This window comes from Streptomyces violaceus, assembly GCF_036014075.1.
Classification (GTDB): Bacteria; Actinomycetota; Actinomycetes; order Streptomycetales; family Streptomycetaceae; genus Streptomyces; species Streptomyces violaceus.
Map to the genome: position 1 here is coordinate 1,340,930 of NZ_CP107911.1, position 18,678 is coordinate 1,359,607.

General features: G+C 70.5%; 16 protein-coding genes and 1 pseudogene. 9 read left to right on the forward strand and 8 right to left on the reverse strand.

Annotation, left to right across the window (positions count from 1 at the left end; genetic code table 11):
• Positions 1–44 precede the first annotated feature (44 nt).
• Positions 45–704, reverse strand: coding sequence for an MmyB family transcriptional regulator (locus tag OG542_RS06065; RefSeq protein WP_328408882.1), 660 nt, complete (start codon positions 702–704; stop codon positions 45–47).
• Between the two features lie 238 nt (positions 705–942).
• Here OG542_RS06065 and OG542_RS06070 point away from each other — a divergent pair, with 238 nt between their 5' ends.
• From OG542_RS06070 to OG542_RS06080, 3 genes are all read left to right on the forward strand, one after another.
• The gene (locus tag OG542_RS06070) at positions 943–1,602 is read left to right on the forward strand and encodes a helix-turn-helix domain-containing protein (protein WP_189726086.1); all 660 of its coding nucleotides are present in this window, start codon (positions 943–945) and stop codon (positions 1,600–1,602) included.
• Positions 1,603–1,634: 32 nt separating this feature from the next.
• A complete protein-coding gene (locus OG542_RS06075) occupies positions 1,635–2,165 on the forward strand; it encodes a toxin-antitoxin system, toxin component (RefSeq protein WP_184590150.1) in 531 nt (176 codons plus the stop codon).
• 161 nt (positions 2,166–2,326) lie between these two features.
• Complete coding sequence (locus OG542_RS06080; protein ID WP_184588240.1) at positions 2,327–2,551, forward strand: hypothetical protein; 225 nt, start codon at positions 2,327–2,329, stop codon at positions 2,549–2,551.
• Positions 2,552–2,660: 109 nt separating this feature from the next.
• Here OG542_RS06080 and OG542_RS06085 read toward each other — a convergent pair whose 3' ends face one another.
• Positions 2,661–3,320, reverse strand: a complete 660-nt coding sequence (locus OG542_RS06085) for a 4'-phosphopantetheinyl transferase family protein (protein WP_328408884.1) — start codon at positions 3,318–3,320, stop codon at positions 2,661–2,663.
• A complete protein-coding gene (locus OG542_RS06090; RefSeq protein WP_328408886.1) occupies positions 3,317–4,177 on the reverse strand; it encodes a metallophosphoesterase family protein in 861 nt (286 codons plus the stop codon). Before OG542_RS06090 ends, OG542_RS06085 begins: the two co-directional genes overlap by 4 nt.
• A 257-nt stretch (positions 4,178–4,434) precedes the next feature.
• Here OG542_RS06090 and OG542_RS06095 point away from each other — a divergent pair, with 257 nt between their 5' ends.
• Positions 4,435–5,562, forward strand: a complete 1,128-nt coding sequence (locus OG542_RS06095; RefSeq protein ID WP_328408888.1) for an ATP-grasp domain-containing protein — start codon at positions 4,435–4,437, stop codon at positions 5,560–5,562.
• Positions 5,563–5,578: 16 nt separating this feature from the next.
• On the opposite strand, the gene OG542_RS06100 is transcribed toward OG542_RS06095, so the two are convergent.
• From OG542_RS06100 to OG542_RS06120, 5 genes are all read right to left on the reverse strand, one after another.
• Positions 5,579–6,448 carry a sulfotransferase family protein gene (locus OG542_RS06100; protein WP_311128743.1) on the reverse strand — a complete coding sequence of 290 codons (870 nt, stop codon included), beginning with the start codon at positions 6,446–6,448 and terminating at the stop codon, positions 5,579–5,581.
• Between the two features lie 140 nt (positions 6,449–6,588).
• Positions 6,589–7,839 carry an alpha-L-fucosidase gene (locus OG542_RS06105; RefSeq protein WP_311128742.1) on the reverse strand — a complete coding sequence of 417 codons (1,251 nt, stop codon included), beginning with the start codon at positions 7,837–7,839 and terminating at the stop codon, positions 6,589–6,591.
• 3 nt (positions 7,840–7,842) lie between these two features.
• Positions 7,843–10,884 (reverse strand): alpha-mannosidase, encoded by a 3,042-nt coding sequence (locus tag OG542_RS06110; protein ID WP_328408891.1) that lies wholly within the window; start codon positions 10,882–10,884, stop codon positions 7,843–7,845.
• Positions 10,885–10,939: 55 nt separating this feature from the next.
• Entirely contained in the window at positions 10,940–12,277 is a 1,338-nt protein-coding gene (locus OG542_RS06115) for a 6-phospho-beta-glucosidase (RefSeq protein WP_328408893.1), read from the reverse strand.
• Between the two features lie 190 nt (positions 12,278–12,467).
• Entirely contained in the window at positions 12,468–13,232 is a 765-nt protein-coding gene (locus OG542_RS06120; RefSeq protein ID WP_328348367.1) for a DeoR/GlpR family DNA-binding transcription regulator, read from the reverse strand.
• A 147-nt stretch (positions 13,233–13,379) separates the two neighbouring features.
• On the opposite strand from OG542_RS06120, the gene OG542_RS06125 reads away from it, so the two are divergent.
• The 5 genes and pseudogenes from OG542_RS06125 to OG542_RS06145 form a co-directional block, all read left to right on the forward strand.
• Positions 13,380–14,432: a carbohydrate kinase family protein gene (locus OG542_RS06125; protein WP_328408895.1), complete on the forward strand. Its 1,053-nt coding sequence runs from the start codon at positions 13,380–13,382 to the stop codon at positions 14,430–14,432.
• Between the two features lie 46 nt (positions 14,433–14,478).
• Positions 14,479–15,756 (forward strand): ABC transporter substrate-binding protein, encoded by a 1,278-nt coding sequence (locus OG542_RS06130; protein ID WP_328408897.1) that lies wholly within the window; start codon positions 14,479–14,481, stop codon positions 15,754–15,756.
• Between the two features lie 126 nt (positions 15,757–15,882).
• Entirely contained in the window at positions 15,883–16,767 is an 885-nt protein-coding gene (locus tag OG542_RS06135; RefSeq protein WP_311130451.1) for a carbohydrate ABC transporter permease, read from the forward strand.
• Complete coding sequence (locus OG542_RS06140) at positions 16,764–17,612, forward strand: carbohydrate ABC transporter permease (RefSeq protein WP_311128737.1); 849 nt, start codon at positions 16,764–16,766, stop codon at positions 17,610–17,612. The genes OG542_RS06135 and OG542_RS06140 overlap by 4 nt, the downstream gene beginning before the upstream one ends.
• Positions 17,613–17,807: 195 nt before the next feature.
• A pseudogene (locus OG542_RS06145) lies at positions 17,808–18,677 on the forward strand (alkaline phosphatase family protein); the annotation flags it as partial.
• Position 18,678: the final 1 nt, after the last annotated feature.

Consider the following 18,678-nt stretch of genomic DNA (forward strand, 5'->3'; position numbering starts at 1 on the left):
GTCTGGGAATGGGGCGAGCGCCGGTTGAGCGAGGCCGGGAGCGCTCAGTCGGCCGCCGGCACGACCCTCAGGTGGGAGGCGGTACGACGCGTCCCGCGCTGCCTGGACGGGGCACGGCGGGCCTCGCGCAGCACGAACGTGAACCGGGTGCAGCCCAGCTCCTCGAGCGTCCTGGACGTCTCGACGACGACCCGGCACTCGGTGGCACCCCGGCGCGGGTCCGGGTGCAGCAGCGGCCGTACGGCACCGTCGTGCTCGACGGCACCCTCGCCGACCGAGCGGATCCAGTGCGGCAGGCCCTGCCGGTACGCGGCCTCCATGATCGGGTCCTGGGCGATGTCACGGCGGATGGCCTGGAGCCCGTGGTCGGGGCCGTGGCTCTCCACGGTGCGCGCGAAGTGCGCGAGCATCGGCAGACACCAGCTCGACTCGTGCTCGCCGAGCACGGTGGGGGCGTCGGGGTGGAACAGCACGAACCTGAGGAAGTTGTCGCCCGGCATGGCCGTCGCGTGCGGACCCACGCCACCGAAAAGTGACCGGAACGCGCTATTGGTCAGCGCCACGTCCCAGCAGTGGTCGACGACGAATGAGGGGGAGGAGACGGCCTCAAGAAGCCCGGCGTAGTCCTCCAGATAGGCCTGGGCCCCTGGAGTCTCGGCGACGGGCCGCGGTGCCGGCCGCTGCCCTCCTGCCTGATATGCCATCGGGAGGTCACCCCTCTTGCCTGTGCGGCCTTGACGCGGCGCCCCGATCCTGCTGCCCGAAGCTGAGGCGTGTCAACTATCGTGGCATTTCGTGCCTGTTGACGGCTGAAATTGGCCACAGTTGTGGCGAGACCTGGATGTGAGTTCGAAGCACCGGCTACGCTCCGGGAAGTTCACGCCGGGGAAAGTCACGGCATCCACTTGTGAGAAGCCTGTGAGAGACGTAGGAGATCTGTCGGTGACGGGTGGCTTCGTCGAAAGTCCGGGCGCCACGCCGACGGCCGTGCTACCGGCCGTCGTCTCCCGTGTCACCGCGCTTGCCGACCGACTCGGCGTGCCGCACGCCGAGGTCTTCGGCATCGGCCGGCTGTCCGTCGCCTCCGGGGTTCCGGAACCGGTGGTGAAGGCCCTGCTCTGCGGCAGGCCCGCGGGCGAGCCCGATGTGCAGGCCCGGTTCCTGCAGCGCCTGGACCTGCTGCGCCGGACCCGGCTCAAGCCCACCGGCCGCAAATACACCCAGCAGGAGATCGCCGACGGTGCGGGCATGTCCCGGCAGCAGGCCGGCGCCCTGATCAACGGCGACCGGCGGCCGACCATGGAGCACTGTGACGCCCTCCAGCGGTTCTTCCGGGTGCACGCCGGTTTCCTCACCGCGGAGGACCCCGAGGCGCTCGTGAGCGCCCTCCAGCACATCGAGCAGGAGCTGTTGCAGAAGCTCGCCGACCGCGAGCGGGAGGCGGCCGCGGCGGCCGACGACCCGCTGGAGCGGCTGTTGCAGGACCACGGCGTGCGCGGCATCGCCTGGCGGGCCGCGCAGCTGCCCACCGACCAGCACCGCGACAAGGTCGCGGAGTGGCTGGACATGCTCCTGGAGAGCGTCAAGCGGCCCGATTCGTGACCGTGGGGAGAACTGTGGGCATCGGTAAGGAAATGCGCCGCCTGTGCGGCGAGCTGGTCGCGGAGCTGACCCTCCCCGCGCCGGCGCGGCCCGACGAGCTGTACGCCGCGCTGTGCGACGCCATGAGCAGACGCCGTGGCCGGCCCGTCCACTTCCGTACCGCCGCCTTCCCGATCGGAACCGCCAGCGGGCTGTGGCTCGACATGGCCGAGCAGGACCTCGTCGTGATCGAGGAACGCACCGCGCCGGACCACCAGTTGGTGATCCTGGGCCACGAGCTGTGGCACATGAACGCCGGGCACTGCTCCCACCACGTAGAGGGCGCGGCGGTCGCGGCCCGGCTGCTCGACGACAACGCCGATCTCCAGGCGACGGTCCTGAAGGTCGCGGCGCGCACCCGCTTCGACCAGGACGACGAGAAGGAGGCCGAGAGCTTCGGTCTGCTGCTGGCCAGCAAGTGCCGTGCGTGGCTGGCCGGTTCGTCGTCGCGGGGGCCGGTGCAGCGCGACCATCTGGCGGGGCGGATCGAGGCGTCGCTGGGGTATCGGGGGCCGCAGGGCTGACCGGCCGTCCTGGTTCCTCCGCCGAGCGGGCGAACCGAGGGGCGGCGGGGCCGGATTGTCAGTGGTGGACGGCAAGCTGGAGGTGCGCCCTTCCTGTGGGGGGGGGCGTGCGTGCCGCACCGGCGCGGGACCGATGACGCCGACACGGGGAGAGCCGACCGATGCAGACCGCCGTACTGACCGACCGTGAGCGCACCGCCGTCCAGGCCTATCTGCGACTGCTGCACACCGTCCGGGCCGCGTTCGATCTGGAGACCGGCAGCCGCCCCGCGATCGTGCCGCCCGCCGTTCTCGCCGAGGCGGAGGTGGCTCTCGAACGGGCCGGGCTGACCGGTAATGAGGAGGAGTTCTTCGGGTTGCTGCGGAGCTGGTGTCCTGAGTCGTAGCGCCTGTCCGGGGGCGGAGAGTCGAGCTCGGGAGTGCGGGTGGTCTTCCGGGTGCGGGCTGTTCGGGGCTGGTCGCGCGGTTCCCCGCGCCCCTGAGGGGCGCGGCGCCTCAGTCGTGTGAGACAGCGACGGCCGTTGCGACCAGACCGCGGGATGTTGTCCAGCGGCCCTCGAAACGGTCTAGGCGGTGGCCGCCCACCAGCGGGCCGGGGACGAGGAGCGTCGCGCGGAAGCCCCCGTCGACGGAGATCTCGATGTCCGCCTCCATGAAGTCCAGCCACTTCCCGGTGAGGGGGAACCACGCCTTGTAGACGGACTCCTTCGCGCTGAACAGCAGCCGGTCCCAGTGGACGTCGGGACGCTGCGCCGCCAGCCGGCGCAGCCGCTCCGCTTCGGACGGCAGGGACACCGAGGGCAGGACCCCCTCGGGCAGCGGCCCGTGGACCTCGGCGTCGACACCGAGGGAGGCCAGGTCGGCGGCGCGGACCAGGGCGGCGGCACAGTAGCCGTCGCAGTGCGTCATGCTGCCCGCCAGCCCGGCCGGCCAGCCAGGGGCGCCGCGCTCCCCGGGCAGGATCGGCTGCGGCGGCACACCGAGCTTCTCCATGGCGCGGCGGGCGCAGGAGCGTACGACAGCGAACTCCCGCCTGCGCTTGGCGACCGCCCGCGACATGAGCGCCGCCTCCTCGGGGTACAGCGGGGTGTCCGCGCCGTCCTGGCCGTAGGCCTCCACGGTGACCACGCTCGCGGGCAGCAGTTCCTCGATCACCTCTCCTCGCCCTCCCTCGGCAGGATGCGCCGCAGCCGCCCCGGCGGCTCGGACCGCTTGCGCCACTCGCGGGGATAGCCGACCGACACCTCTTCGAAGCGCACGCCCTCGTGCCAGGTGGTGCGGGGGATGTGCAGGTGGCCGTAGACCATCGTGTGGACGCGGAACCTGCGGTGCCAGTCGGCGGTCAGGCCGGTGCCGCACCACATGGCGAACTCGGGGTGCCACAGGACGTCCATCGGATGCCGGTCCAGCGGGTAGTGGTTGACGGGGATCACGGGCAGGTCGCCGGGCAGCTCGGCGAGTCTGCGTTCGGTCTCGGCGACCCGGGCCCGGCACCAGGCCTCCCGGCTCGGGTACGGGTCGGGGTGCAGCAGATACTCGTCGGAGCACACGATCCCCGTGCCGTGGGCGTACTCCAGGCCCTGCTCCTTGGTCGTGCACCCGGCCGGCAGGAACGAGTAGTCGTACAGCAGGAACAGCGGGGCGACGGCCACCGGGCCGCCGGGGCCGTCCCAGACGGGGTAGGGGTCCTCGGGTGTCGTCACGCCGAGTTCCCGGCACAGCTCGACCAGGTACTCGTATCGGGCGACGCCGCGCAGGGTGACGGAGTCGCTCGGATGGGTCCACAGCTCATGGTTCCCGGGCACCCAGACGACCTTGCGGAAGCGGCCCGCGAGCGTCTCGAGGGTCCAGCGGATGTCGGCGACGGTCTCCGCGACATCACCGGCCACGAGCAGCCAGTCGTCGTCCGTCACGGGCGCCATGCGCTCGACCAGGGCGCGGTTCGCCGGGTAGCCGATGTGCAGATCGCTGATGGCCAGCAGTTGTCCGGCCCCACCGGCCGTCGATGTCACCCTTCGTCCCCCTCCGCACACACGAACGCCACCAAGAGATCACATCTCGGCGCCCGGGGACAAGACCGGCCGGATGACCGCGACGGGAGGAATCCTTCACACGCGCGTTGCACGAGAGAGCCCGCCGAAGCCGTATGATCGGCCCCAACACCACCGCTGAAAACTTCCCTTCGCAGGGGCGGTTTGGTGTACCCACATTCATCCTGCCCGGGCACGGGCCGCTGAGCCCTGCCCGCGAACCGTGAAAGGCGGCCTGCATGGTCTCTCGCGTACGCGTCTGGCTCAACCGCACGTACGCGGAGAACGTGTTCTTCATGGATCAGCTGCGGAGAAATCCCAGCGACCGGGCCGTCGAGATCCATGCCACCCACGGCGACCCCGACTCCCCCGTGCTGGCCGCCGCCGACACCGCCGAGCTGGAGCCCGAGGGCCTGTCCCCGGCCGGGTACGTCGAGTACGCGCTGGTGCAGTGCGCGCGGCGCGGCATCGATGTGTTCGTGCCCCGGCTGCACCAGTCGGCGATCGTGGCGCACCGCGCGGAGTTCGAGGCGGCCGGTACGGCGGTGCTGGCGCCCCCGCCCGAGGCGGTGGCCGTCTTCCACGACAAGGTGATCGCCTACGAGGCGGTCCAGGCGATCGGCGTGCCGGTGCCGCCGTGGTATCGGGTCCGCTCGGAGGGCGAACTGGTAGCCGCTGTCGAGGAGTTGGAGGCCGGCGGGCACACGGCGTGCTTCAAGCCGGCGTCCGGAGCGGGCGGGGTGGGCTTCCGCGTGATCACGCGCTCGCCCTTCTCGCTGTCGCAGCTGAACGGGTTCCCCAGCCCGTACGTGCCGCTCGATCTGGTGCTTGAGGCGCTGCGGCAGGCCGAGGAACCGGTGGACTGGCTGGTGATGCCGCGCCTGGAGCAGCCCGAGGTGTCGGTGGACTGCCTGACCGGTCCGGACAACCGGCTCCGGATGGCCGTGGGCCGCACCAAGAACGGCCGCCGCCGGGGCTTCACGCTGCACGAGCAGTGGCTGGACCCGGCCCGGCGGATCGCGGAGGGCTTCGGTCTGCACTACCTGTCCAACATCCAGTTCCGGATGTTCGGCGACCGGCCGGTCCTCATGGACGTCAACACCCGCCCGGCCGGCGGCCTGCACCAGCTGTCCCTGTGCGGCGTCAACGCCCCCTGGGCGGCCGTGCGGCTGGCGCTCGGCGAGGACCCGGGCGAGGTGGCTCCGCCGTTCCTGGGCCAGGACTACACAGTGGTGTCGGGGCCGCGCCCGCTGCGTCCGGTGTCGCTGCCCCAGCAGCGGGCGGAGGCGGCCGAGCCGCTGCCGCCGATGCCGGTCGACTCCGTCGGGGCGGCCCCGCAGACCGCGGTCGGGGCCCTGCCCCTCTAGGGCCCTCCAGCTCCCTCTAAGCGCTGTACCCCCACGCCTGGGCCAGTTCCTTCAGGCGTGGGGGCAGTTCGACGTCCGGGTCCGCGGAGCGGGCCGTCTGGATGCGGCCGGACTTGATGGTGCTGGACCAGTCGCCGAGCTGGGGGCGGAAGGTGCCGTGGTCCTTGCTGCCGTAGTCGAGCATGCCGGGCTCCCAGGGCACGCCGAGGTGGTCGCAGATGCCCCGGGTGACCTTCTCCGGTTCGGCGGTCAGCTCCTCGTACGTGATCACGTGCGGGTCGAGGTTCCGGCGGGCCTCCTCCAGCTTCTCGCTGTACTCGAGGACCTCGGCGCGGACGGCCTCGTGATCGGGGTCGGTGCGGCGGCTGGTGAGGGAGGCGACGACCGCGCCGGGGTGGCGGAGCAGCAGGATGTAGCGGGCGTTCGGCCAACATCGGCGCAGGCGGGGCCAGATGAGGGTGTTCGGCGGCGTCTTGTCGACGATGACGTCCTTGCCGCTGCGGGTGAGTTCGAGGTGCAGCACCCGGTCCCACAGCACGTGTTCCAGCTCGTCCTTGTCGAGGTGGAGCGCCTGCATGGCGTCCGCGGTGAAGTCGCGGGACAGGCTGACGTGCACGGTGCGCAGGTGCATCTCGTGCGGGGCGCGGACACGGCTGTGGCTGTTGAGCAGGACGCGCAGCAGGGTCGAACCGGAGCGCACCGACGACAGCACGAAGACGGGCGAGTCCACCAGCCGGGGAGCGGTCGGGGCGGTGTAGGTGTCGGCGGCCGGGCGGGGGGCGGGGATCGCCTCGAGGTTCCGGCGCGGGGGACTGACCGCCTCTATCACCAGCCTTCCGCGACGCTTCAGTCCCTTGCCGATGGCGGACATACGCGGGTCTCGCACGGTGACACCTTTCTTTCGCTGTGCGTTCCGATCCCAGGGGGGCCGGGCGAACCGCAGGTGTCGCACAGGCGAACCGGCCTGCTCACGGGCGTCCACATACCGCCCGTGAGCAGGCCTTTTGCCACTTTCTTAAACTTTCGTCAGAACCGGCCCGCGCCGCGGTACAGCTCCAGTTCCCCTTCCAGTTCGACGGCCAGCACCGTGGCATACGGGTCGAGGTCCGCCGCCGCCGGCGGTTCGATCCAGAGGATGCCCGGTGTCTCGTGCAGGCCGCCGGTGACGCGGTGGGGCAGTTCCGTGCCGCTGCCCAGGACCGACACCCCGCGCACCTTGCTGAGCAGGCCTCGGACGTTGATCTCGGCGCGTGGGGCGTCGAACAGGGTCAGGTAGAGGGTGCGGCGGTCCTTGGACAGGGTACTCGGGCCGTAGTGGTGGCCCGGCGGGAGCCCCCGGACGGTGCCGTACACCGCTTCCGCGTGCTTGGCGATCCAGGTGCCGAGTCCTTCCAGCCGCTCCGCCTGCTCGGCCGGGATGGTGCCGTCCTCGCGCGGGCCGACGCTGAGGAGCAGATTGCCTCCGCCGCCGATGGTCTCGGTGAAGTAGCGGATCAGCTGGTCGACCGACTTGTGGTTGTGGTCGTGGTGCTGGTGGCCCCAGGAGTCGTTGATCGTGAGGCAGAGCTCCCAGGGGCCCTCCGGTGGGATGACCGGCGCGCCCTGTTCCGGGGTGGCGTAGTCGCCCTCGCTGAGCATGCGGGCGTTGAAGACGACGTCCGGGGCCTCGGAGCGGATGAGGGCGGCGAGTTCGGGGATGCGCCACTGCTCCTCGCTGCGGTCCCACTCGCCGTCGAACCACAGCAGGTCGGGCTTGTAGCGTGACACCAGTTCCCGTATCTGGCCGTCCCGGTAGGCCAGGAAGCGTTCCCAGGCGGCCAGGTCCTCGAACTCGGCGGCGACCTCGGAGTAACGGTTGTCCTCCAGCTCCGGCGGGCGGCCGGGCTTGCGGGTGGAGGCGTAGTCGGGGTGGCTCCAGTCCGAGTGCGAGTAGTAGAGGCCGACCTTGAGGCCCTGCTCGCGCAGGGCGTCGGCGTAGCCCCCGATCAGGTCGCGGCCCACGTTCAGTTCGCCGTGGGCGCTGTCCCACAGGGCGACGCCGTCGTGGTGGCGGCTGGTCAGCACGGCGTACCGGGCGCCGGCCCGCGCGAAGAGCTTCGCCCAGTCGCGCGGGTCGTAGCGGGAGGCCGTGAAGCGGTCGAACTGGGACATGTACTGGTCGTAGGGGACGATGTCGTCGTAGAACGACCAGGACTCCTGCACGCCGTCGACGGCGTAGATGCCCCAGTGGATGAAGATCCCCAGCTTGGCGTCGGTGAACCAGGGTTGCATGGCCATGGGTCAGCCCCTGCGCAGACGGAGTGTCAGGATCTGGAACGGCCGCAGGGTGACGGAGACACCGCCGTCGGCGAGGTCCGCGTCCTCGAGCGGTCGCTCCAGCAGGTCGGTGATCTGGGCGCCTGCGAGCGGGAAGCCGGTGCGCAGAAGGCCCTGGGCGCGGCCGCCGCGGGACTCGTACAGCCGTACGACGAGGTCGCCCGACGCGTCGTCGGCGAGCTTCACGGCCTCCACCGTCACGCCCTCGCCCTCGACCGAGACGACCGGTTCCGGGGCGCCTGCCGCTTCGGCCACCCGGAGCGGGAGATTGAGGGCGTAGCCCTCGGCGACGGCGTCCTCGACGGTCGCGCCGGGCAGCAGCGCGTAGGTGAAGCGGTGGCGGCCCTGGTCGGCCTCGGGGTCCGGGATGCGCGGGGCGCGGACCAGGCTGAGGCGGACGGTGGTCGTGGTGCCCCCGTCCTCGCGGACCGTGCGGGACACGTCGTGGCCGTACGTCGAGTCGTTGATGACCGCGACGCCGTAGCCGGGTTCGCCGAGGTGCACCCAGCGATGGCCGGAGACCTCGAAGCGGGCCGCCTCCCAGCTGGTGTTGGTGTGGGTGGGCCGCTGGATGTGGCCGAACTGGATCTCGGCGGAGGAGTGCGGGGCGCGGATGTCGACCGGGAAGGCCGCCTTGAGGATCTTCTCGGTCTCGTGCCAGTCGATGTCCGTCTCGATGTCGATCCGGGGGCTTCCGGCGCGGACGGTGATCGTCTGGGTGATCGTGGAGCCCTTGCCGAAGGACCGCTCGACGCGGACCGCGCCGACCAGCGGGTCCTGCTCGACGACCGTGACGGACGTGGCGTCCAGCAGGTCCGTGTAGCGGTTCTGGTAGTGCTTGTCGATGTCCCAGGCGTCCCAGTAGTTGGGCAGGTCCGTGTGCAGGCGCAGCAGGTTGCCCTGGTCGGCCAGGACCTCGCGGTTCGCGCGCAGGTCGCGCACGGAGGACAGGGTGCCGTCCTCGGCGATCTCCACGCGGACCAGCCCGTTGTCGAGCACCCGGCCGCTCACCGTCACGGGCTGCGGGGGCTGGGCGTCGGCGAGGGGCGCGGAGCCGCTCGCGGGCACCTCCACGTACACCGGCGTGCCGTCGGCGGTGCGGACCACCTCGGCGCGGTCGTAGGGGCTCGTGTTGAAGGCACGGGGTCCGCCGGCGCCGAGGGCGGCGAGGGCCCCGGCCGTGAGCTCCTTGAGTTCACCTGCCACGCGGGCGTACTCGGCCTCGGCCTCACGGTGCACCCAGGCGATGGAGGAGCCGGGCAGGATGTCGTGGAACTGGTGCAGCAGCACCGTCTTCCAGAGCCGGTCCAGCTTCTCGTGGGGGTACGCGTACCCGGGTGCGTGCAGCGCGGCCGTCGTCGCCCACAGCTCGGCCTCGCGCAGGAGGTGCTCGGAGCGGCGGTTGCCCTGCTTGGTGCGGGCCTGGGAGGTGTAGGTGGCGCGGTGCAGCTCCAGGTAGAGCTCGCCGACCCAGACGGGCGCGTCCGGGTACTCCTCGCGGGCCTTGGCGAAGAACTCGTCGGGATGTTCGACGACGACCTTCGCCGAGCCCTCCAGGTCCGCCAGCCGGCGGGCGCGTTCCATGATCTCGCGGGTGGGGCCGCCACCGCCGTCGCCCCAGCCGAAGGGTGCCAGGGAGCGGCTGGCGCCGCCCTTCTCCTGGTAGTTGCGGACCGCGCGGGACATCTCCTCGCCGCTGAAGCGGGCGTTGTAGGTGTCGACCGGCGGGAAATGGGTGAAGATGCGGGTGCCGTCGATGCCCTCCCACCAGAAGGTGTGGTGGGGGAACCTGTTGGTCTGGTTCCAGGAGATCTTCTGGGTGAGGAACCACTCGTTGCCGGCGAGCTTTGCGATCTGCGGGTAGGCCGCGTTGTAGCCGAAGGAGTCCGGCAGCCAGACGCCCTTGGTCTCGATGCCGAAGTGCTCGATGAAGAACCGCTTGCCGTGGATGAACTGGCGGGCTACGGCCTCGCCGCCGGGCAGGTTGCCGTCGGACTCGACCCACATGCCGCCGACCGGCGCCCACTGGCCCTTCTTGACCGACTCCTGGATGCGGGCCCAGACCTTGGGGTAGTTGTCGCGCACCCACTCGTACTGCTGGGCCTGGGAGCAGGCGAAGATGAAGTCGTCGTACTCGTCGGCCAGGGACGTGACGTTCGAGAAGGTGCGGGACGTCTTGCGCTTGGTCTCGCGGATGGGCCAGAGCCAGGCGGAGTCGATGTGGGCGTGGCCGACGCCGGAGACGGTGTGCGCGCTGGCGTGCGCGGGGCGGGACAGGACCGGCTTCAGCGCCTCGCGGACGGCGGGTGCGGAGCCGGAGACGTCGTCCAGGTCGAGCAGGTCCATCGCCCGGTCGAGCGCGTGCGCGATCTCGTGCCGGCGCGGGTCGTGCTCGCCCAGCTCCAGCATCAGCTCGCGCAGCACCTGGACGTCGAGGTCGAGGTGCCAGACGTCCTCGTCGAGGATCGCGATGTCGGCGCTGCGGAAGGTGTAGATCGGCTGGTCGCCCGCGGTCAGTTTGTCGCCGAGCGGGGTGATCTTCGAGAAGTTGTCCGCCAGGATGTCCGGGTTGGAGGCGGCCTCGACCAGGTAGTCGACCGTCTCCCCGCCCGTCGCCGGGTTGGCGATCGCCACGTACTGGTTGAGCGGGTTGACGGCCTTCAGCGGGGTGCCGTCCGTGAGGTGCACGAGGGCTTCGGCCTGGTTGCCTGGCCAGTCGCCCACGAACCCGAGGTCGATGACGGCCTCGACACGCTTGCCGGCCCACTCGGCGGGCACCTGGCCACGCATGCGGAACCAGGTGGTGCCCCAGGGCGGGCCCCAGGGGGTGCCCATCGCGAACGGCTCGTACGAGGCGGCGGCGGCCTCCTCGAACGGGACCGGCTCCCCCGGCGCCTGCCAGGCCTCCACCTCGAAGGGGACGGTGGCCGCGTAGATCGCGGTCTTGATGCGCTGGTCGTGAAGGCGCTGCACGCGCTCCTCGATGCGGCGGCGTTCGTCGTGCATGAAGTGTCTCCAGATACGGGAAGAGCGGGAGGGGAAAGCGCTTACCGATCGGCGCTCACCTAAGGTACGCCAGCCCGGGATGGACCTCGGTGTAGCCCTCGACCAGCCGGCGGGCCACATTGACGGAGTCGACGAGCGGGTGCAGCGCGAAGGCCTTCACTGCCGTCGCCTGCGAGCCGGAGTCGGCGGCGGACAGCACCTCGCGCTCGACGGCCTTGACCGCGCAGACCAGTCCGGTGGCGTGGTCGGGCAGCGGCTCGACGGTGACGGGGTGGGCGCCGTTGGCGTCGACGTGGCAGGGGACCTCGATGACGGCGTCGGTGTCCAGGACCGACAGGGTGCGCCGGTTGCGGACGTTGAGGATCAGGGTCGTGCGCTCGTCCCGGGCGATGGCCCGCATCAGGGCCAGGGCCACCTTCTCGTAGCCGCCGGACAGATCGTCCTCGTCGCGTTCGCCGGCGCCCGCCGTCTCACGGTTCTCGGCCATGTAGGTGGCCTCGCGTTCGGCGCGGGTGTCGTCCCAGACCTTCAGGGCGGGGGCGTCCGGGTTTGTCATCTCGGCGTAGAAGCGGGCCTGCTGGTCGTGCAGGAAGGCACCGCGGGTCTTCTCGGCCTGCTGGTACGCCCGTACGGCCTCACGGTTGAAGTAGTAGTAGTGCAGGTATTCGTTGGGGATCGCGCCGAGGGACCGGAGCCAGTCGACGCCGAAGAGCTTGCCCTCCTCGAAGGAGCCGAGCAGATCGGGGTCGCCGAGCAGACGCGGCAGTTCGTCCCGGCCGGCGACGTGCAGACCGCGCACCCAGCCGAGGTGGTTGAGACCGACGTAGTCGATCCACGCCTCCTTCGGGTTCGCGCCGAGCACGCGGGCGATGCGGCGGCCGAGGCCGACCGGGGAGTCGCAGATGCCGATGACGCGGTCGCCGAGGTGGCGGGACATGGCCTCGGTGACCAGGCCGGCCGGGTTGGTGAAGTTGATGACCCAGGCCTCGGGCGCGAGCCGGGCCACCCGCCGCGCGATGTCGACGGCGACCGGGACCGTGCGCAGGCCGTAGGCGATGCCGCCCGCGCCGACCGTCTCCTGGCCGAGAACGCCCTCGGCCAGGGCCACCCGTTCGTCGTTCGCGCGGCCCTCGAGGCCGCCGACGCGGATCGCGGAGAACACGAAGTCGGCGCCGCGCAGGGCCTCGTCGAGGTCGGTGGTGGCGCTCACCTCGGGCGCGTCGGGGACGCCGGCCGCCTGCTCGGCGAGGACACGGGTGACCGCCGACAGCCGCCCGGTGTCCAGATCGTGCAGGACGACGTGCGTCACCCGGCCCTCGGCGTGGTCCTGGAGGAGCGCCCCGTACACCAGCGGCACGCGGAATCCTCCGCCGCCCAGAATCGTCAGCTTCACCGGATTCCTCCGATTCGGTAGGCTGCGTGCAGCACGTTGCGAGAACCAAGCACGCGCCACCTCCTTGAACTTGCTTCAAGACCCCGGGCTGGTTCCAACCCGGCTGGTGCTGAGGGTGTAAGACCTTGCCGTTCGCTGAACGGTGGGGCGGCCCGAGCCAGGAATCCCCCCGCCTCGGCTGGGGGAGGGTTCAAGTCTGCACCCTTCCCGTCACGATGATTTCGACGCGGGCCTCCTGCAAGGAGGCCCGCGTCGCCGTGTCGACCGGCGCGTTCGTCACCACCACGTCCAGGTCCTCGGGGCCGCAGACCTTCGCCATCCCGTGTCCGGGGAACTTCGCCGTGTCGGCGAGCAGGGCGACCTTCTCACTGGCGTTGATCATGGCCCGTTTGACCGGCACCTCCACGACCGTCGTGTCCATGACCTGCCCGCCGGGCCGCACACCGCTGGTGCCGAGGAAGAGCCAGTCGGCATGCAGCTGGCGCAGGTTGTCCTCGGTGAGGAAGCCGACCAGGGAGCGGTACTCGCGGCGGACCATGCCGCCGAGCAGGACCAGCTCGATGCCCTCGTCGTCGGCCAGTTCCTCGTAGACCACCAGGTTGCTGGTGATCACGGTGAGCCGGCGGCCGTGCAGCTGCCGGGCCAGGCGATAGGCGGTCGTCCCGATGTCCAGCAGGACCGACTGGCCGTCCTCGATCATCGCCGCCGCGCGCTCCGCTATGGCGTCCTTCTCGGAGACGCGCACCTCGGCGACCTCGGCGAAGGGCTGGTCGCCCTCCTCGACCACGGCGCCGCCGTGGACGCGAGTGAGAAGCCCGTCTTCTTCCAGTTTGACCAGGTCACGCCTGATAGTGGCAGGGCTCACACCCAGCCGCTCGGAGAGGTCGGTCACAGCCGCGGGGCCTCCGGAGCGAAGGGCCCGCAGGATGAGTTGGTGTCGTCGTTCTGCCAGCACGGCCGGAACACTACTCGTCATCTTCAATCATTTCCATGCTCAGTTCTGCTCGGGTATTGACCAATCTCTCCGAGCGGCGCACGATTCCGGTCACGGAAATGAAGAGTTTTGACGATCTCCGTCAAACTCGAGCGAGAGGACACCTCCGTGGACGATGACCGGCCCGATGTGCTGCTGACCGGGCTGCTCTTCTACGACCTCGTCCTCACGGGGCTCGGCAAGGCGCCGACGCCCGGCGAGGAGATCTGGACCGAGGGCATGGGCTGCGGCCCGGGCGGCATCGCGAACCTCGCGGTGGCGGCCTCCCGCTTCGGCCTCAGGACCTCCCTGGCCACCGTGTTCGGCGACGACTTCTACGGAGAGCACTGCCGGGACGTCCTGTGCGACCAGGAGGGCATCGACCTCTCGCTCTCCCGGACGGCGGACGGCTGGCCGACCCCGGTCACCGTCTCCGTCGCCTTCGGCCACGACCGCGCCCTGCTCACCCATGGCCAGGAGCCGCCGTACTCACAGGACGTGCTGATGGGCGACCCGCCCGAGGCGCGTACCGCCCTGGTGCACCTCGAGGCCGAGCCGCGCGAGTGGCTCGCCAAGGCCGCCGCGAACGGCACGCAGGTCTACGCCGACGTCGGCTGGGACCCCACGCAGGAGTGGCCGCCGGCTCTCCTGGAGCAGCTGGCCCTGTGCCACGCCTTCCTCCCGAACGAGACGGAGGCCATGGCCTACACCCGCACCGACAGCGCGGTGGCCGCGCTCGGCACGCTGTCCGAGCTGGTGCCGGTCGCCGTGGTCACCCGGGGCGGGGACGGCGCACTGGCCGTCGACCAGATCACCGGCGAGTACGCGGACGTGCCCGCCCTCGACGTCGACGTGCTCGACGCGACGGGTGCCGGGGACGTCTTCGGCGCCGCCTTCGTCACCGCCTCGCTCGGCGGCTGGCCGCTGGCGGAGCGGCTGCGGTTCGCGGTGCTCGCGGCCGGGCTGTCCGTCGGACACCACGGCGGGGCGCTGGCCGCCCCCGGCTGGTACGGCGTGCACCGCTGGTGGCACTCCCTGACCGATCCCGAACTGAAGCGGTCGTACGGCTTCCTGGCCGACCGGCTCCCGGTGGATCCCGGGCCGTCGGTCGCGTACGCCCCCCTCACCCCGCCGGCCCCTCACACGTCCGTCGGCCCACGCGCCTCCGAACGGCGGCACTGATCCCCGCACCCCTCTCCACGTCGAACAGCAACAACAGGAGTGACCCGTGGACCTTTCCCGCAGACGCTTCCTCCAGGCCGCCGCGTTCACCGCGGCCGCCTCCGGTCTGACCGTGGCATGCGGCAACGGCTCGGATTCGGCCGGCGGCAAGAACGGCAAGAACCTCACCTTGTGGTACTGGGGAGGCGCGCTCAGCGACAAGGTGGTCGCCGAGGCGAAGACGCACTTCAGCAAGGAGGTGAAGCTGACCGTCGCCTCCATCGGCGGCGACTTCAAGTCGAAGCTCACCACCACACTCTCGGCGGGTACCTCCGTGCCCGACATCACCGGCATCAAGGGGGAGGACATGGCGTCCTTCCTGCCCAACGCGAACCGCTTCCTCGACCTGAACGACCTGGGCTTCAAGGACATCTCGTCCCAGTACCTGGACTGGAAGACCAAGCTCGCCCGGACCGAGGACGGCAAGCAGCTCGGTTTCCCGATCGACATCGGCCCCACCGCGCTCTTCTACCGAATGGACCTGTTCGACAAGGCCGGGCTGCCCACCGCCCCCGACAAGGTCGCGGCCCAGGCGGGGACCTGGGAGGACTACTTCGCGCTCGGCACCGAGCTGAAGAAGAAGGTGCCCGGCACCTACCTGGTCAACAACATCGGCTCGGTGTTCAACATGGTGGTCGGGCAGGGCACCGAGCGGTTCATCGACAAGGACAACCGCTTCATCGGCGACCAGGACCACATCCGCACCGCGTGGACCACCGCGGTCCGCCCCTACACCCTCGGCCTCGACGCCAAGATCAACGACAACACCTGGAACGCCGCCGTCGGCAAGAGCCTGAGCACCGAACTCGGTGCGGCCTGGCACGCGCTGGACATCGAGCAGGCGGCCCCGAAGACGAAGGGCAAGTGGCGGGTCTGCGCGATGCCCGGCGGCCCGGCCAACCAGGGCGGCTCCTACCTGGCCCTGCCCAAGCAGTGCCGGAACCCCGAAGAGGCATTCAAGATCATCAGCTGGATCCTCAGCCCGGCGAACGACGCCCGCGGCTTCGCCGACGCCGCGATCTTCCCCGCCGCACCGGCGGCGTACGCCATGCCGGCCATGACGGGCGGCGACCCCTTCTTCGGCGGGCAGAAGGTCATCGAGGTGTTCGGCCCGGCCGCCAAGGCCATACCGGCCAGTTACGAGGCACCCGCGGACGCCGCCGTCATGGCTCCCTTCATGACCGAGCTGAGCAGCATCGAGGCCAAGGGCAAGAAGCCCGACGCCGCATGGCGGGACGCGGTCAGCCAGGCCAAGCAGATCGCCCGTCGCCAGGGGGTGAGCTGAGCGATGGCCTCCCCTCCGGTCACCGGACCCGCCGCGGTGCCCCGGCGCCACGGCGGGCCGGGCCCGGCCCGCTTCCGTCCCCGGCGCACGCCGCCGGCGGGCGCCGTACGGCCGAGACGTCGCCGGGTGCTGTCCCACTGGCGGCAGTACCTGGCGATCTCGCCCTTCTTCCTGATCTTCGGCGCCTTCTCGTTCTTCCCGGTCTTCTATTCGCTGTACCTGGCCTTCCAGCGCTGGGACGGCTTGGGCACCATCCAGTTCGTGGGCCTGCAGCAGTTCCGGTTCCTGTGGGACGACCCGGTCTTCTGGATGTCGATCCGCAACACCCTGGTGATCTGGGTCCTGTCCACCGTTCCCACGCTGTTCGGCGCTCTGGTGCTGGCGACGCTGCTGCATTCGGTGCGGCGCTTCAAGGGCTTCTACCGCATCGCCCTCTACATCCCGAACGTCACCTCGATCGTCGCCGTGTCGATCTTCTTCGGCGCGGTGTTCAGCAACAACTTCGGCCTGGTCAACGCGATCCTGGGCACCGTCGGAATCTCACCCGTGCCGTGGCTGAGCAATCCGTGGCTGATCAAACTGGTCATCGCCCTGCTGATGACCTGGATGTGGACCGGCTACAACATGATCATCTACCTGGCCGGCCTCCAGGCCATCCCCACGCAGATCTACGAGGCGGCCAGGCTGGACGGCGCGGGTCCCATCCGCACGTTCTTCCAGATCACCATGCCGATCATGCGGCCCATCATCCTGTTCACGGTCGTCATCTCGACCATCAACGGCCTGCAGAGCTTCAGCGAGCCCCAGGTGCTGTTCGGCAGCAACGCCGCCAACCCGAACCTCGGCGGCCCGGGCCAGGCGGGCCTGACCACGCTGCTCTACTTCTACCAGTCGGCCTTCGTCAACAACGACTACGGCTACGGCGCGGCCATCGTCTGGGCCTTCTTCGTACTGATCATGCTGCTGGTCCTCGTCAACTGGCGCGTCGTCCAGCGCGGGAGGAAGTCATGACCGCAGTCGTCAAGAGGCGGTCACGGCGCCCCAAGGGGCTGACCGCGCACATATTCCTCGGTCTGGCCGTGCTGATCTCGGTCTTCCCGTTCATATGGACGATCGTCATGGCGACGAACACCACCGAGGACATCTACAAGAGCCCGCCGAAGCTGACCTTCGGATCCCACCTGCTGGAGAACGTCCGGCACGTGCTCGACACCATCGACTTCTTCGGGTCGATGCTGAACACCCTCGTCGTCGCGACCGTCACCACCGTCCTGGTGCTGTTCGTCGACTCCCTGGCGGCCTTCGCCTTCGCCAAGTTCGACTTCCCCGGCCGCAAGGTGCTGTTCGCCATGCTGGTGGGGTTCATGATGCTGCCGCTCCAGCTGGCCGTCCTGCCGCAGTTCATCCTGATGTCCGACATCGGCTGGGTCGGCACGCTCAAGGCGCTGGTCCTGCCCGCCCTCGCCAACGCCTTCGGCATCTTCTGGCTGCGCCAGTACATCGAGAACGGCGTGCCGGACGAACTCCTCGACGCCGCGCGCATCGACGGCGCGGGGTTCTTCCGCCAGTACTGGAACATCGTGCTGCCGATGATCAAGCCCGCGTTGTCGTTCCTCGCCATCTACGCCTTCGTCGGCGCCTGGAACGACTACATCTGGCCGCTCATCGTGCTCACCGACCCCGGCCACCTCACGCTCCAGGTGACGCTCGCCCAGCTCCACGTCGGTCACACCACCGACTACAGCATGGTCATGGCCGGTGTGCTCATGGCGTCGGTTCCGCTGGTCGTGGTGTTCACCATCTTCGCCCGCGGGTTCATCGCGGGCGCCACCGAGGGAGCGGTTCAGGGGAGCTGACCGGGACAGCCGCGCCCCGACAGGGGCGCGGGGCTGTGTTGATATGCGGCTCCGCCGCGTGGGCGCGACCAGCCACAGGGGACGCGCAGCCGAAGCAGCCGGTCCCGTCCCGAGCTCTCAGCAGCCACACAAGAGAGGCACCCAGTGACGGACGTCAACTCAGAGGCCCCACGCGCCAAGGTGCTCGTCGTCGGCATGGACGGGCTGCGCTTCGACCGGCTGGCCCTCTCCGCGTCCGCGGCACCCGTGCTGCACGGCCTGATGGCCGCGGGCGCCCACGGCACGAGCCTGCTGCCCTACGGGGAGGCCGACGGCCAGGCCGGGAACGGGCCGTCGACCAGCATGGCCTACACCGACTCCGGGCCGGGCTGGTCGAGCGTGCTGACCGGTGTGTGGCCCGACCGTCACGGGGTGACCGGCAACGACTTCACCGGCGCCGACTACACCCGCCACCCCGACTTCCTGAGCCGCGCCGTGGCAGCCCGGCCGGGTCTGCGCACCGCGGCCGCGGTGTCCTGGCCGGAGCTGGTCCGCCGCGGTGCCCTCGGCCCCGCGATCGGCCGACGGGTCTACTACGACGGCGAATCCGACGGCTACGCGAGCGCGGACCGCCGCGTCGCCGACACCGCGGCACGCTGGCTCACCGAGTACGACCCGGACGTGGTGTTCGTGTACTTCGGCGCCACCGACGAGGCGGGCCACGCCACGGGCCCCCTCTCCCCCGCCTACGATCGCGCCCTCCTCGCCCAGGACGCGCACCTCGGTCGGCTGCTGGGGACGATCGACGCCCGGCGCTCGGACCCGGCGCACGCCGAGGAACGCTGGACCGTGCTGGTGACCACGGACCACGGTCACCTCGACTCCGGCGGCCACGGCGGTGACACGCGTGCCGAGCGGGAGGTCTTCGTCGTCCTCGCCGAGCCGGGCGGGCCCGCGGGCACCCGGCTCGACTCGCCCCGCCTCATCGACATCGCCCCCACCGTCCTGGACCGTCTCGGCATCCCCGTCGACCCCGCCTGGGGCCTGCGGGGCCGTGTCCTGCCCCGGCCCACCGCACCGACTTCGA

Excerpts from the sequence above, each read along its gene's own strand:
- OG542_RS06065 (WP_328408882.1), bottom strand. The coding sequence starts at position 704 with ATGGCATATCAGGCAGGAGGGCAGCGGCCGGCACCGCGGCCCGTCGCC.
- OG542_RS06075 (WP_184590150.1), top strand. The coding sequence starts at position 1,635 with ATGCGCCGCCTGTGCGGCGAGCTGGTCGCGGAGCTGACCCTCCCCGCG.
- OG542_RS06080 (WP_184588240.1), top strand. The coding sequence starts at position 2,327 with ATGCAGACCGCCGTACTGACCGACCGTGAGCGCACCGCCGTCCAGGCC.
- OG542_RS06095 (WP_328408888.1), top strand. The coding sequence starts at position 4,435 with ATGGTCTCTCGCGTACGCGTCTGGCTCAACCGCACGTACGCGGAGAAC.
- OG542_RS06105 (WP_311128742.1), bottom strand. The coding sequence starts at position 7,839 with ATGGCCATGCAACCCTGGTTCACCGACGCCAAGCTGGGGATCTTCATC.
- OG542_RS06110 (WP_328408891.1), bottom strand. The coding sequence starts at position 10,884 with ATGCACGACGAACGCCGCCGCATCGAGGAGCGCGTGCAGCGCCTTCAC.
- OG542_RS06140 (WP_311128737.1), top strand. The coding sequence starts at position 16,764 with ATGACCGCAGTCGTCAAGAGGCGGTCACGGCGCCCCAAGGGGCTGACC.